The organism is Microcystis sp. (assembly GCF_048564745.1).
GTDB lineage: Bacteria > Cyanobacteriota > Cyanobacteriia > Cyanobacteriales > Microcystaceae > Microcystis > Microcystis ichthyoblabe_A.
This window is the reverse complement of record NZ_JBLZRT010000154.1, coordinates 19708-34456: the sequence shown is the minus strand read 5'-3', so window position 1 is coordinate 34456 and position 14749 is coordinate 19708. Positions and strand designations below refer to the sequence as shown.

General features: G+C 42.2%; 14 protein-coding genes. 8 read left to right on the top strand and 6 right to left on the bottom strand.

Annotated features, from left to right (window positions below; translation table 11 throughout):
• Window positions 1-36 precede the first annotated feature (36 nt).
• The 4 genes from ACOCD9_RS16970 to ACOCD9_RS16955 all read right to left on the bottom strand — a co-directional run bounded on the left by ACOCD9_RS16970 (window position 37) and on the right by ACOCD9_RS16955 (window position 5406).
• Window positions 37-3423, bottom strand: coding sequence for a beta strand repeat-containing protein (locus ACOCD9_RS16970; RefSeq protein ID WP_419548022.1), 3387 nt, complete (start codon window positions 3421-3423; stop codon window positions 37-39).
• 154 nt (window positions 3424-3577) lie between these two features.
• On the bottom strand, window positions 3578-4075 hold the full coding sequence (locus tag ACOCD9_RS16965; RefSeq protein WP_287703463.1) for a DUF3368 domain-containing protein: 498 nt from the start codon (window positions 4073-4075) through the stop codon (window positions 3578-3580).
• Entirely contained in the window at window positions 4072-4317 is a 246-nt protein-coding gene (locus ACOCD9_RS16960) for a UPF0175 family protein (RefSeq protein WP_002739258.1), read from the bottom strand. The genes ACOCD9_RS16965 and ACOCD9_RS16960 overlap by 4 nt, the downstream gene beginning before the upstream one ends.
• Before the next feature lie 168 nt (window positions 4318-4485).
• The gene (locus ACOCD9_RS16955; protein ID WP_419548021.1) at window positions 4486-5406 is read right to left on the bottom strand and encodes an Rpn family recombination-promoting nuclease/putative transposase; all 921 of its coding nucleotides are present in this window, start codon (window positions 5404-5406) and stop codon (window positions 4486-4488) included.
• Window positions 5407-5830: 424 nt separating this feature from the next.
• Here ACOCD9_RS16955 and hoxE point away from each other — a divergent pair, with 424 nt between their 5' ends.
• The 8 genes from hoxE to ACOCD9_RS16915 all read left to right on the top strand — a co-directional run bounded on the left by hoxE (window position 5831) and on the right by ACOCD9_RS16915 (window position 13406).
• Window positions 5831-6340 carry a bidirectional hydrogenase complex protein HoxE gene (gene hoxE, locus ACOCD9_RS16950; protein WP_419548020.1) on the top strand — a complete coding sequence of 170 codons (510 nt, stop codon included), beginning with the start codon at window positions 5831-5833 and terminating at the stop codon, window positions 6338-6340.
• 28 nt (window positions 6341-6368) lie between these two features.
• Window positions 6369-7976 carry an NADH-quinone oxidoreductase subunit NuoF gene (gene nuoF / locus ACOCD9_RS16945; RefSeq protein ID WP_419548019.1) on the top strand — a complete coding sequence of 536 codons (1608 nt, stop codon included), beginning with the start codon at window positions 6369-6371 and terminating at the stop codon, window positions 7974-7976.
• A gap of 122 nt (window positions 7977-8098) precedes the next feature.
• A complete protein-coding gene (locus tag ACOCD9_RS16940; protein ID WP_287703469.1) occupies window positions 8099-8581 on the top strand; it encodes a Tic20 family protein in 483 nt (160 codons plus the stop codon).
• Between the two features lie 73 nt (window positions 8582-8654).
• A complete protein-coding gene (locus ACOCD9_RS16935; RefSeq protein ID WP_287703471.1) occupies window positions 8655-10028 on the top strand; it encodes a gluconeogenesis factor YvcK family protein in 1374 nt (457 codons plus the stop codon).
• Between the two features lie 173 nt (window positions 10029-10201).
• On the top strand, window positions 10202-10510 hold the full coding sequence (psb34, locus tag ACOCD9_RS16930; protein WP_149987205.1) for a photosystem II assembly protein Psb34: 309 nt from the start codon (window positions 10202-10204) through the stop codon (window positions 10508-10510).
• 252 nt (window positions 10511-10762) lie between these two features.
• Window positions 10763-10987 carry a DUF3134 family protein gene (locus ACOCD9_RS16925; protein WP_287703473.1) on the top strand — a complete coding sequence of 75 codons (225 nt, stop codon included), beginning with the start codon at window positions 10763-10765 and terminating at the stop codon, window positions 10985-10987.
• A gap of 168 nt (window positions 10988-11155) precedes the next feature.
• The gene (locus ACOCD9_RS16920; RefSeq protein ID WP_004158270.1) at window positions 11156-12316 is read left to right on the top strand and encodes a DUF1611 domain-containing protein; all 1161 of its coding nucleotides are present in this window, start codon (window positions 11156-11158) and stop codon (window positions 12314-12316) included.
• Between the two features lie 4 nt (window positions 12317-12320).
• Window positions 12321-13406, top strand: a complete 1086-nt coding sequence (locus ACOCD9_RS16915; protein ID WP_002803441.1) for an alanine/ornithine racemase family PLP-dependent enzyme — start codon at window positions 12321-12323, stop codon at window positions 13404-13406.
• A 194-nt stretch (window positions 13407-13600) separates the two neighbouring features.
• Here the strand turns inward: ACOCD9_RS16915 and ACOCD9_RS16910 are convergent, their stop codons facing one another.
• Together ACOCD9_RS16910 and ACOCD9_RS16905 are read right to left on the bottom strand one after the other, a co-directional pair.
• The gene (locus tag ACOCD9_RS16910; RefSeq protein WP_287703477.1) at window positions 13601-14338 is read right to left on the bottom strand and encodes an ABC transporter ATP-binding protein; all 738 of its coding nucleotides are present in this window, start codon (window positions 14336-14338) and stop codon (window positions 13601-13603) included.
• A 122-nt stretch (window positions 14339-14460) separates the two neighbouring features.
• Window positions 14461-14685 carry an indolepyruvate ferredoxin oxidoreductase subunit alpha gene (locus ACOCD9_RS16905; protein ID WP_016516721.1) on the bottom strand — a complete coding sequence of 75 codons (225 nt, stop codon included), beginning with the start codon at window positions 14683-14685 and terminating at the stop codon, window positions 14461-14463.
• Window positions 14686-14749 lie beyond the last annotated feature (64 nt).

The window sequence follows — 14749 nt, the reverse complement described above, 5'->3', positions numbered from 1 at the left end:
TTTCTTCGAGAAACCCTTTTTCTCTGTGTGGCTAGGTTAATTTATCAGTGTGAAATCAGCCGCTATCAGGGTAGGAACAGTCAACAAATTGGCAAATTCAGAGCCACTTCCTAAGCCAGCAGCACTACCATTTTGATTGTAGTAAATACTGCCACTGCTGTTACTGTAAACGATAAAGGCGCTGCTAATGGCGACTAAATCATCATCATCGACGCTGGCAAATTCAGCCAGTTGACTGAAGCCATTGCCAATGACACTTTGTAAGGCGGTAAATATGGCTTTACTTAATACTATTTTATCACTGCCGGGGGTGAAATCGCTGATGGCATCGATGCCTAAATTACTACTATTGAAGATAAAATTATCGCTACCATTACCACCGGTGAGTAAATCATCGCCAAAACCACCAATTAAACTATCGTTTCCGTTTTGACCAGTTAATTGATCGTTGCCACCACCACCAGTTAGAGTATTATTAAGGCTATTCCCAGTTAGTCGGTCATTACCGCTATCACCAATAATATTTTCGATGGTGTTATTTGCCGAAAAAGTCAATCTTAGATTATTGGTAACGGCGGTTTGGTTTGTAGTAACACCCAAGTTAACTCTTACTGAGGTATTTGTCCCAGTAAAGTCGAGGGTATCGATACCGCCGGTGGTAGTTTCTTGGATGGTATCGCTTCCTAATGGGGTTGAAGCATTGAAGCAGTAAATATCGTTACCATTAGCACCAGCGAGGATATTGTTACCGCTATTTCCGGTAATTTTATTGTTAGCAGCGTTACCTGTACCATTAATATTATTACTGCCAATTAGTCTGAGGTTTTCCACATTAGTGGGTAAGGTGCGAGTAATTGCGCTTTGTAGGGTGTCAGTAATAATTACCTGTCCAATTGCTTCGTCGGGATTGATGGTAGCATTAACCGGATTTGATAGGGTTACTGTAAAAGCTTCATCGGCTTCATTGAGGTTATCATTGAAGATGGGAATGCTAATAGTAGCAGTGGAAGTATTAGCAGCAATGGTGAGGGTTCCTGTCTGGATAGTGTAATCTACATTAGCGATAGCGTTAATGGGTGTAGTGGTATAGTTGACAGTAATTTGTTGTGGATTGGGGTTATTGACAGTAACAGTGAGGATGGCATTACTATTTTGACCTTCCACCACGGTGATGTCGTTGATGGAGAGTTGCGAGGTGACAGTGCTATCGTCATTATTAATCGTACCTTGTCCTTGATTATCGTTTATCGTAACATTACGACCATTGGCTTGTAAGTTACTCAGATTGACGAAGAAAGTCTCGTTATTTTCAACTTTAGTATCGCCATTGACAGCAACAGTAATCGTCTTAGAAGTCTCCCCAACATTGAAGGTTAAGGGAGTAGTAGCAATCGCCGTATAATCATTATCTGCTGTGGTAGCGGTTCCATTGGCTGTAGAGTAATTGAGGGTGACAGATGTATCAACTGGATTGGAAAGGGTGACGGTAAAGACTGCATTGGTAGTCCCGCTATTTCCTTCGCTAACAGTTACGTCATTGATTGAAATAGAGGCACTGTCATCATTATTAATTGTTCCCGTCACTGGGGTGGTCGTACCTACTGTATAACCTGTCCCCGCAGCAAGGGTTAAAATAACAGTTTCATTACTTTCAACTGTAGCATCAGCAGTGGGGTCAACGGTTACCGTCGCAGTGGATGAACCAGCAGCAAAGGTGACAGTATTGGTAGTCCCTGTACGAGTGTAATCGGTATTAAGAGTCCCTGTCCCTCCGAGGGTGTAATTGACTGTTAAAGGATTAGTTGTTACTCCGCTACGAGTGAAGGTATAAACCAGATTTGTTGTCCCGTCTTCTGTCACACTTGCGGGAGAAACTGCAAGAGTAATACTGGGAAGAGTCGGACTAGAAACATAGCTAAAATAACTAGCAGTTAGACTTAATGCTGTTTGATTGTTGATAACTGCAATAAGTTCATCTGGTTCGCTGCCTGGTTTGTTGATGTAGAGTTTAGTATTAGAACCATCAACCGATAACAGATAGTTACTACTTGAACCTCGTAGTTGAATAATATCATCAGTGGTGTTAAAGTCGGCAATTGTCGCGTAGTCGTTATCACCCGGAAGGGTGCTATTACCGTCATCATAGAAGGTCTTTGTAGTATCTGCAAGGATAAAGCGATCGCCTCCTGAACCTCCTTGTAGATAATCAGATTCTCCTGTACCGTTATTGGTTCCTTGTAGAGTATCATTACCATTACCCCCGTAAATTCCGCCGTCAAAGTTTCCAGTCCAACCTTGCTCATTTCCTGCTCCTCCCAACAACACATCATCGCCATCTCCACCTTCTAGGAGATCCTGTCCATCGTTACCATTTAAAGTATCATTGTCATCTAACCCGTAGAGACGATCATTACCAAGTCCAGAGATGATAGAGTCATTACCACTACCGCTATTAATTATACTATTATTGCCACTGATAGCACTGAGGTTAAGAACATCATTGCCACTACCAGTGGTAAGATTAATAATTTCAATAGATTGGAAGGTGTCACCAACTGAAGATGTGCCGTTTGTAGTAGTTGTATAGGTGACAGTAACAGTTGTCGTTTGACTACCATAGTTTAATAACAGGGTGTCAATACCTGAACTACCGTTAATAGTATCGTTCCCGTCTCCGGGATCGAGATAATCATCTCCTGAACCCCCGTCTAAGCTATCATTACCATTACCCCCATAAATTCCACCGTCAAAGCTTCCAGTCCAACCTTGCTCATTTCCTGCTCCTCCCAACAACACATCATCGCCATCTCCACCTTCTAGGAGATCCTGTCCATCGTTACCATTTAAAGTATCATTTCCATCTAACCCGTAGAGACGATCATTTCCTGATGTACCCGTAATATTATCATTCCCTGGCGTTCCTGTAAAATCTGCCTGTTCTACTTGAATACTTTCCCCATTTACTATTATTGTTGTCTGGTCATTCTCTGCTCGTAAAGCGTCTAAGGTTGCCACATCCAGACTATTTCCCCGCACCAACTCCGCAAAAATTGCCCCCTCATCTCCGGCGCTATCCACCGGATTAATTTGAGCATCTACATAATGCCCAATTTCTTCTAAAATTACATGAATTATCGCTGCTGACGATGCCGTATTCAAAAAAGATGCTGATAGATAAATCTTATTGGTACTGCTGGAATATGCACCATTCGCCGTCCCCAAAACCTCATCACTAAGTACCTCAATTGGGGGAATTTGACTAAAATTTCGGCTTTTCCACTGTTGTCGTAATTGCGTCGCTTTAACCACATCATAACTTGTGCCAAAAGCGATAGCCAAATTCGCCCAAAAACCATCAGATTGAGCAAAATTGAACAAAACATCGTCAACAACAGGAAGAATCGGCAACAGTGAAGAAGTCATGACGTTAACTGCAAAAGTTTATTGCTAACAGTTTTAGCCCAACAATCCCCAATTTTTCAAGACCTCTTTAACAGAAATTAACATTGATCGGGAAAACTGTATTTCTAAATCATCAGTTTTTCTGAATATTGTCTCTCAATTCCCCCCTCACAACTTAATCTAATTCATTTGCAGTTTGCAAAACCTCCTCATAAAGTTGATGACTAATGCGAAAGTTTGCTTGGCTAATTAGAGACTCCATTATCGGTTTAACCTTAGAAACTAATCCTCTATTTTTAGCAATTAAAAGAACTCCTAGAACCCCCGTAATTGACAGTCCCAAACGCACAGCCTCCCTCCGTCCGAGACGTTCATCAATTAACAATTCATCTGCTTTTAATTCTAAGGCAAGAGCGATTGCTTCTGCTTCGCCAATATCTAAATTATATTCATTCCTCAAACAAGCCACAAGTTCCAAATTAGCGGCTTGTTTAACCTGTATCCAGTTCAGAGAAATTATCGCTTTAATGCGGATATCTTCCTCAGTTAAATTGGCTAATTCATTGGCAACTGCTTGGGGAATAACAACATTAGTATAAATATCTTTTAAGATTGACAGATAACCAACAAGAGCAAGACTGCTGAGAGGAGAAGTATCGCTAATAATAATCATAGCCAACCTTTCTCTTTTAAATGCTTAATATCTTGCTGAAACTCAGCAACATCATAGTGAATACAAATTCCTCGTTCAGAAAGCATCCGTTGAAACTTTATTTGATTAATACCTAATAACTCACTTGCTTTTCCTAAGCTAATCTTATCTTGTTGGAATAACATAACAACAATTTCCTTCAACAGTTCATCCTCTGATAAACCACTTGCTTTAATCACTTCTTGGGAAATAACTAGAGTCATATTTTCTCCGTATTTTGATAAGAATTATACAAATGCTATCCTATGTTTTGCGGTCTGTCAATTCCCTTTGGCAGACCTCACTTCTAACTATTAACTGTTAACTGAAATTCTCTCTCCGAAGCAATCTTACCCCTTGTCATGGCGAAGATGCGATCGCTAACGTCAAACCTAGGCAGTTAAAGTATTTAACCAATTGATTAAATCTTCAACCGTAGAGAAATCGAATAAAGCTTCTCCTAATACTTCAACATCATCAATACTTAACTGCATGATTTTAGTTTCCAATGAAGGATTAATCTCCCCTAACTTGCGTTTAAGTTGACGAAGAATCAATGTCTTTTCCCGTTCGATACCTTGTTCAATACCTTGACGCATCCAACTGGTGGTAATTTGCATAACTCCCTCCTGTACGGGTTGACTAAATGTGCTAATCTCTTCTTGAAATTGTATCTCTTCGGCAGGATTTAGATTGAGATATGTATCAATAAATCCGGAAATTAATTGCATTCTCGCTGAATCTAACCTTAAAGTAATTAACAAGCGCAGACATTCGGCCTTAACTTTTGCTCGCTCTTTCTCGGCAATGTTCATCTTAGCCATCAAAGCCGAAGCAACCGGATTCGGTTGATTAAGAAAATCTCGCCAATTTAACCGATTTAATTGCACGACTTGATAGTTAAATTCTAAGACCTTAAAATCGGGAAAATCGACCACATATTGACTAATCGCTGCTCTTTTTGGCTTTGAATAAGAAAAAATTACAATCGGATAAATCGGTAAGACAAATTTCTCATGAAAGCGAGCAAAATAAGTAAACATTCGCCGATTAAACCACTGGCGGGAACTTTCCTGCGCCTCCAGATGAATCAGAAAGAAAGATTCTTTTCCGCGAAACTTAACTTGTGCGACTAAATCGCTTTCATACCTTTCTCCTTCCGTGACATCGGTAAATACTTCTTTGTCTAAAAAAGTAATCGAGTCCCTATCTAAATAATCCATTACTTGAGGAAAAAATAACTCGATAAATTCGAGAAAAAAGGTGGAGATTAACTCCTTAAATAAGCGATCATGGTCAATATTATTAGTCATGTAATGTCATCTTAACTAATCTGAGCGATGAATGACTACTCTTCTACATTATATTCTGAAAAGTCGCCTTTGGCAACATATTGTTATGACCTTACCCCTTTAACCTAGGAAAAAAGGGGGATGCTTTCAGAAAACGGGTTTCTCGAAGAAACCCGTTTTCTAAATATATGAGATTGCTTCAGGGTGTTATAGTGTTGAGACAAGTGCAGCTTTTTACCCCATCTCCCCATCTCCTAATCCCTGACTGATAACTGATAACTGGTCACTGATAACTGAATATCCCCCAATAACTAAAGGAAAGATAAAGTTATCGATCGCCCTCGGGAGCCAGTGTCAGAATAAAAGCAGGGAGATGACCAAGGAAAACCGACAACTCTCCATCTTTTTCCCGTCATCGCCCCTAAAATTTATTTGGTTCAGATTTATGCAAACTGCCAATCCTCGTCAAACGGAGAAAAAAGAGCATCCCAGTGGCGATAAACGCTTCAAAGTCCTCGACATCACCATGAAGCGGGCAGGATATAATCAATCAGCCCTGATTGAAGTCCTGCACAAGGCCCAAGAAGCTTTCGGATTCCTAGAAGAAGATGTTCTCCTCTACGTTGCCCGGGCGCTAAAACTGCCCCTCAGTCGCGTCTATGGGGTAGCAACCTTCTACCATCTCTTTTCCCTGAAACCGGCGGGAAAACACACCTGTATCGTCTGTATGGGGACCGCTTGTTATGTCAAAGGCAGTGGCAAAATCCTCGAAGACATCGAAAACGCCTTTGATGTCAAAGTGGGAGAAACCACCGCCGATGGAGAAATTTCCCTAGTGTCGGCCCGTTGTATCGGGGCCTGTGGGATTGCACCGGCCGTGGTCTTCGATGGAGTCGTGGCCCCGAAACAAGATTCGGAAACTGTCTTAGCGAAACTACAGAGTTTCTCCCAGTAATTTTTCACTCTAGTGGATTGAGAAGAATATGGACTTACAAGAATTATTGGCAGTGGCCGAGAAGGAAAAAACTAGACAAAAAAGCATCCGGGTGCATTGTTGCACTTCCACCGGTTGCCAAGCTGCTAACTCCCTCCAAATCGAAAAAAACCTCGCCACCGCCGTCAAAGAGGCACACCTAGAGGATACAGTCGAAGTGGTGGGGGTCGGTTGTATGGGTTTTTGTGGTCGCGGTCCGTTGGTGGAAGTGGATCCCCAGGATCTCCTATACGAAGAAGTCACCCCGGAAAGTGCGGCCAGCATTATTGCGGCCTTAAACGGCGGCAAAACCGAGGTGCAATTAGGGGACTCAAAACATCCCTTTTTCTCCCATCAAGTCAAAATTGTCCGGGAAAATAGCGGTAAAATCGATCCCGATCGCATTGAGGAATATATCGCCGTCGGTGGCTATCAATCTCTCTACAAGGCCCTCTACGAGATGACTCCGGCCCAGGTGGTGGAGGAAATCACCCAAAGCGGTTTGCGCGGCCGGGGCGGTGCCGGTTATCCCACTGGTTTAAAATGGGCGACGGTGGCTAAACAACCGGGTAAACAAAAATACGTTATCTGTAATGCTGATGAAGGCGACCCCGGGGCGTTTATGGACCGTAGTGTTTTGGAAAGTGACCCCCATTTAGTCCTAGAAGGAATGGCGATCGCTGCCTATGCCGTGGGGGCGGATCATGGTTATATCTATGTTAGAGCCGAATACCCTCTGGCGATTGATCGTCTGCAAAAAGCGATTAATCAGGCCAAAAAATTTGGTTTAATGGGTTCCCAAGTATTCGAGTCCACTTTCGATTTTAAGGTGGATATCCGCATCGGGGCGGGAGCTTTTGTCTGTGGAGAGGAAACCGCTCTCATCCATTCCATCGAAGGCGGCCGCGGCACTCCCCGCACCCGTCCCCCCTATCCGGCCCAATCGGGCCTCGATGGTTGTCCCACCCTGATTAATAACGTGGAGTCCTACGCTAATATCGCCGCTATTATCCGCGAGGGAGCCGCTTGGTACGCCAATATCGGTACTGCCAGCAGTAAAGGCACAAAAATCTTCGCTTTAACGGGAAAAATCCGCAATAATGGGCTGATTGAAGTGCCGATGGGCATTACTCTCCGGGAAATTGTCGAGGAGATGGGGGGTGGTATTCCCGATGGTCAAGTGAAAGCGGTACAAACCGGCGGCCCCTCTGGGGGTTGTATTCCCGCTAATTTACTCGATACTCCCGTGGATTACGAATCCTTAGCCAAACTCGGTTCGATGATGGGATCCGGGGGGATGGTGGTTATGGATGATACCACCAGTATGGTGGAAGTGGCGAAATTCTATATGGAATTCTGTCGCGAGGAGTCCTGTGGTAAATGTATCCCCTGTCGCACGGGAACAGTACAAATGTTTGAATTATTGTCCAAAATTATCGCTCGAAAGGCCGATATTCACGACCTCGAAAACCTAGAACATCTCTGTCAAATGGTCAAAGAAACCAGTCTTTGTGGTCTTGGCCAAAGCGCCCCCAATCCGATTTTAAGTACCCTAAAGTATTTTAAGGAGGAATATCTGGCTCTGTTACAGGAAAGCAAGCACCCCGTCTCTGTTTGAGAATAACTCGATCGAGGCCTAACAATCTTCGGCCTCGATCAATTTCTTTGGTTATGGGAAGTCTGGTGGGCTGCCGGGTTATCTTGGAGAGAGTTAGCAGTAGTCTCAGGAGACAATAGATTATGACTTGGCGCGGCTCAACCGATACAAAAGATCGCATTTTTGCAGCTTTAGTATATCTTTTACCCTTATATTCGGCTTTTGCCTTCGGGATCTTTATCTTTCAGCAAATCCCTTTTTTAAAAGAGGCCTTAGAAATAGTTTTAACTCCCTTAGCTTTTCTCTATAGTTCTCTGGGAAGCTTTGGCAGTTTAATTATCTTTTTCGTCCTCTTTTTGGCTGTGGTACGCAATCCCCGCATCAGTCATTTTATCCGGTTTAACACCATGCAGGCGATTTTAATCGATATTTTGGTGTATTTATTGGGATTGGTCTTAGGTTTCGTCGCTAGGGGTGGGGCGAATTTAGTGGTAGAAACTCTTTTTAACGTCGTCTTTTTGGGAGCATTTGCCGCCTGTGTTTACAGCATTATACAGTCGGTTATCGGCAAATACGCCGAGATTCCCACAATTTCCGAGGCGGCCTATTCCCAAGTGGGAGGTTAGGTTAACTTGAGTTTGTCCCGTTTTTCGGCTACAGTCTCTCCAGAATCAATGCGTTCGCTGCCAGGCCACATCTATGAGTCCATTTAAACAGACGCTACGGGAACTCAACGCTCAGAAGGGGAAAATAGCCGCTTCTGTGGGCAGAAAAACGCCTAAACGGGTTAATCGTTGGTTTAAATGGCTTTCTCCCGGTCTTTTTGTCAAACGCTGGCTTTTAATCAGTTTAACCGGTGTTTTTCTCACCTCCTTCGGTTTGGCTATTTGGGTAAAATTAACCCCAGTTAATCGCTTTTTAGAGTTTGTTTCCCAAGCATTAGAAACGATCGCCCGTTTAGTCCCTAATTCTGTTTCTGGGCCGCTGGCGGTTTTGCTGGGTGTCTTTTTGTTATTCTGGGGTCAGAGTCGCACCGTCGAAACGATTACAGAAGCACTACAACCGGACGCATCGGAGGAATTAGTTGATCTCCTACGCACCCATCGTCGTCTTCATCGCGGCCCGAAAATTGTAGCAATTGGTGGCGGTACGGGTTTATCGACGCTTTTACGCGGTTTAAAACAGTATAGTTCTAATATCACCGCTATTGTCACTGTAGCTGATGATGGCGGTTCTTCGGGCCGATTACGTCGGGAAATGGGCATTTTACCCCCGGGGGATATTCGCAATTGTATCGCCGCTTTAGCCGATGAGGAAAAGTTATTAACGGAATTGTTTCAATATCGCTTTCATGCCGGAGATGGTTTATCAGGCCACAGTTTTGGTAATTTATTTATCAGCGCTATGACCGAGATTACTGGGGATCTGGAACAGGCGATCGATGCTAGTGCCAAAGTTTTGGCCATTCGCGGTAAAGTGCTACCTGCTACCCTTACCGATGTTAGTCTCTGGGCTAAGTTAGCCGATGGGCGCATTATTGAGGGAGAATCGAAGATAACCGAAGCTATGGGACAAATTCGTCAGATTGGCTGTCATCCTGCCGATCCAGTCGCTTTACCGGCGGCTTTAGCGGCGATCAAGGAGGCAGATTATATTATCATCGGGCCGGGTAGTCTTTATACCAGTATTATCCCTAATTTGTTGGTTCCCGCAATTCGTCAGGCCCTAGCACAGGTGACAGTCCCCCGTGTCTATGTTTGTAATATTATGACCCAGCCGGGGGAAACGGATAATTATTCGGTGGCTGATCATATTCGGGCGATCGAAAAAGTCTGCGAGGAACGCATCTTTGATGCGGTTTTGGCCCAAAGAACTGCACCATCGCCCCAATCTCTACAATTATACGCCCAAGAGCATAGTCATCCTGTGTTTTTAGATCGCGAGGAGGTGGGAAAAATGGGTTATCGGATTGTTTTAGCGAATGTAATGGCAGAAGATGAAGTTACTGCCAAAGTTAGTCATGATCCCCAACGTTTAGCGCGAGTTTTATGGCGCTGGTATGCTAAAAAGTGAATAGCGAGTTGACTAAATGTTTTTATCTAGCTTTGTCAAGTTATAAAATCATATTTTTGGCTTTAATTTGCCGACATTAGCCAAATTTGCTGATTAAAGCCCTAGGAAAAAATTAGCCGAAAAACCATTTCGCCTTATTCTGTGTTATACTCAGGTTTTGAAGAGAGATAATCATGCACTACTCTACTAAATCTAATCAAGAGACAGGTGCGACAGTCTATTCCCCAAGCGATGGAAGTGAATTAATTCCTGCTGAGGTTAAACTAGATATAAACGGGCAAAACTATCAATCACTTAATATACCTCTCCCAGAGGGCTATACAGTAGATGATGAAGGAATCATCAATAACTATGGTAGCGAACCCAAGATTTATCTATCAAAATCCCCATCTTTAGAACAGCAAAAATGGTATATTTTGCAAGGATTAGGGGCGGTTTTATTGGTTGCTTTGGTGTTATTAATCACCTTTTCCGTTAGCTAGATAAAAACCGTAGGATTGACATTTAAGTTGAGCGAGACAAGAAAACTTTAATTTACACCATAGAGTCTGCATCCCAAGTATCGGGAGCATATATTGGAACCGACTCTATCTATCTGTCCAAATAGTAAATCTGACAGCTGAACTTTTTTACTTTGCTAAACTTGACAATTTTTTTCAGTTTTTTGTGGGTTGCTTCGTGATCAACAATAGAACAACCAATAGAGATAACTTCTCAAAGGAAATTCAACAGGTATGAAATTTAATCCTTCTCTTAGTCAAGAACCTCGCTATCAGGCAATTCCTGTTATGCAGATAACTTCCAAAGAAACCCTTCTCCATTGGTTAGAACGGACAGGAAGATTAAAATTACGTCAACCTGATGCTCATCCCGATTTGCAAATTTTAGAAGAACTAGACGATATTATCGATCCAGATAATTATGCTATAGAAGAAGAAGAAGAAGAAGAAGAAGAATAAATAGTCTTAAGTAGGTGGGTGGAATTAAATATAAGATGAACGTAGGTTGGGCTTCGGCCGTGAGCTCAGCCGAACGGTTGAAGCATGAAAACCAACGCCCGCTCATGTTACGCTACCGCTAAACCATCCTACAAATAATTGTGCCTCCCTACTTACTGGGAGTTAGGAGTGAAATTTCAATTATCTAATATTCAGGAGATTAAGAAAGTGGTATCAACGAAAAAAACGGCTTTAATTTACTGTGAAAATCAGTTTGGACGTGTGGACGGAAAAACGGCAGCTGGCTTGATCCGACAATCAGAAATATATACAATTGTTGGTGTGCTGGATAGTTCCTTAACAGGAAAAGATGCGGGAGAAGCATTAGGAGACAAAAAAAATCATATTCCCATTTTTGCCAATTTACAAACAGCCTTAGAAAAACTTAGAGATGTTCCCAATTGTTATATCTACGGCAAAGCACCCTTAGAAGCGTTTATTCCCCCCCTAGAAAGGCTGCTAATTTTAGAAGCAATGGCAGCAGGAATGGATATTATTAATGGTTTGCATCAATTCTTCTCCGAGGATTTAGAATTTAGGGAGCAAGCTAGTCAGTATGGTGTACAAATTACAGACATTCGTAAACCACCACAATTAGCTGATCTTCATGTATTTACTGGGCAAATTTCCCAAGTAAATATACCCGTTATTGCCTTTTTAGGAACCGATTGTGCTTGCGGAAAAATGACCACTGCGGTGGCAGTTAATCAAACTCTCCAAGGCTTGGGTATTAAGTCTGTCTTAGTCGCTACTGGACAAACTAGCTTGATGCAGGGAGCAAGATATGGGGTTTCGATCGATGCTTTGGTTTCTCAATTTGTCATCGGTGAAATTGAAAATGCTGTGGTTCAAGCTTTTGAGCAAGAAAAACCCGATATTATTTTAGTGGAAGGACAAAGTTCTCTGAGTCATCCTGCTTTTATGAGTTCCGTGGGAATTTTGAAAGGAAGTAGGCCTGATGGGATTATTTTACAACATCCCCCAGCCCGAAAATTTCGCTGTGATTTTCCTCATTTAGCCATGCCAAAATTACAGGAAGAAATTTCACTAATTGAGGCAATTTCTCCCACTAAAGTTATCGCTATTGCGATTAATCACGAAAATCTCACCGCAGCAGCCACTGAGCGTATTATTGCCAAATATGAGCGAGATTTTCAGTTACCGACTACTGATGTTTTGTTACACGGATGTGAGAAATTAGTCCAAGCTTTATGCGATCGCTTTCCGAAATTAAACCGGAAAATCAAAGGGGAAATTTTAGCTGCAATTCCCGCAATTGGGAGCAAATAGGCTGATGAAAGACCTTTTACCCAGAATCGAGATTTCTCTCCCGAAAATACGCCATAATGCTCGTTTACTCTGCCAATTATACGGCAGCAAGGGACTTTCTGTGATGGGAGTTTCCAAAGCGATTTTGGGTGATCCCTCGATCGCCTTGGCGATGATTCAAGGTGGAGTCAACTTTATCGCTGACTCTCGAATCGAAAATATTCTCAAAATGAAACAAGCAGGAATAGTGACAACTTTTGTTCTGTTGCGTACTGCCTTGAGTCAAGCAGAATCAGTGGTTAACATTGCAGATATCAGCTTAAATACCGAATTAGCAACAATTCAGGAACTTTCCTATTATGCTCAAGAAAAGCAAAAAATACACCGCATTATTATCATGACGGAGTTAGGGGATTTACGCGAAGGTGTACTGCCGAAAGATCTCGTCAAGTTCATCAAAAAGACCCTCGCTTTTCCCTTTATCAAAATTGTTGGACTGGGTTGTAATTTGGCTTGTTATGGAGGTATTAAACCTGATAGCCATAATATGAGCAAATTATCTGTGTTAACAGATACAATTGAGCAGGAATTTTTAATAAAATTACCGATTATTTCAGGAGGCAATTCTGCTAACTATCAATGGTATCAAAAAAGTAGCGAAGTTGGTCGGATTAATAATCTGCGTTTAGGAGAATCAATTTTATTAGGTTGTGAAACAGTTAATCGACAAGTGATACCTGGCTTATATACCGATGCTTTTCGGTTAATTGCTGAAGTAATCGAATCTAAAGATAAACCATCTCTACCCTCTGGAGAAATTGGTCGAGATGCTTTTGGTAATGTTCCCAGCTTTATCGATCAAGGCATTCACCGTCGAGTTATTATTGCATTAGGAAGACAGGATGTTCTTATCTCTGGATTACAAACAAGTCAGGAGATAAAAATATTAGGTTCCAGTAGCGATCATCTAGTTCTTGATAGTCATAACAAGAGGTTAAAAGTAGGAAGCGAAGTCAGTTTTAATCTTGATTACGGAGGACTTTTAACAGCCATGACTTCTCCTTTTATTACTAAAAGTTATGCTCTCAATGCAGTAGCACAACTGTCTTGATCGATTAATAAATATCCACAGATATATTTAGGGTTTGCTGAAAAACTTTTTCAGCAAACCCTATGTACCTCATGTTTTTGGGGGTTATTGTCACTAGAATAGGCAACAAAAGCTTCCCGCAAGAAGCTTGGAACTGATGCAGATGGATAAATTCCTGGAAGAAATCAAAATCCCCCTCAATCCTTAACAAATTCCTAATCATCTCGTTTGGCCCCATGATCAGCCGCCCCGAGGTATAATTCCCCTACTTTCGGGTTATTGAGTAAATCTTGACCCGATCCCTGAAAACGATCTTGACCACTTTCTAAAACATAACCTCGATCGGACATCATTAGGGCTTTTTTGGCATTCTGTTCCACTAAAATAATTGCAGTTCCCGTCTGATTAATCGCTTTTATCTGTTCAAAAACGCTGGTTACTAAGATAGGAGATAAAGCTGCCGAAGGTTCATCGAGAATTAATAAATCTGGTTGCAACATCAGCGCTCGTCCCATGGCTAACATCTGTCTTTCTCCTCCGGATAAAGTGCCAGCTTTCTGACGACGGCGCTCGAGCAAACGGGGAAACATGGCATAAATGCGCTCTTTTAAAGATTTTATATTTCCTTTGCTCGTAAAAGCTCCCATTTCGAGATTTTCCTCGATGCTCAGGGATGGAAAAACATTAGCGATTTGGGGAACATAACCCATTCCGAGCGTAACGATTTGATTAGATTTCCAACCGACGATATTTTGTCCCTTAAAAGTGATAGTTCCAGCACTGGGTTTTAATAAACCAAAAATCGTCTTAGCGAGGGTAGATTTTCCCGCACCATTGGGACCGATGACCGTGACTAATTCCCTCGGTGCAATGCGAAAGTTAACCCCTTGCAATATGTATAAATCCTGCACATAACCGGCATAAACTTGTTCAACTTCTAAAAGATAATCCATGGTAAGGTAAAAAGGAGATAGGAGAGAGTAATATGAATTATGAATGGGGAAGTGGGAAGCATTTTCAGTAAACAGTAAACTGAAAACTTACATCTGATAACTGATAACTGATAACTGATAAATTAGGGAGTTTTTTGTAAATCGGGACGTTCTTCTGGCAGAATTGCACCTTCGACGGGACATACTTGTAAACAGATACCACAGTCGATACAAGTGGCAAAATCAATCCAATACCAATCGGTTCCTTTAACATTTTTACCCGGTCCTGGATGGATACAAGCAACAGGACAAGCGGAAACGCAATCAGCAACCCCTTCACAAATTCCAGTGACGATCGAATGTGGCACAGTGTTTTCTCCTCTAATTCTTAACATTACTTTACCACTTTTCGGCACTGCTGTGCCAGGATCG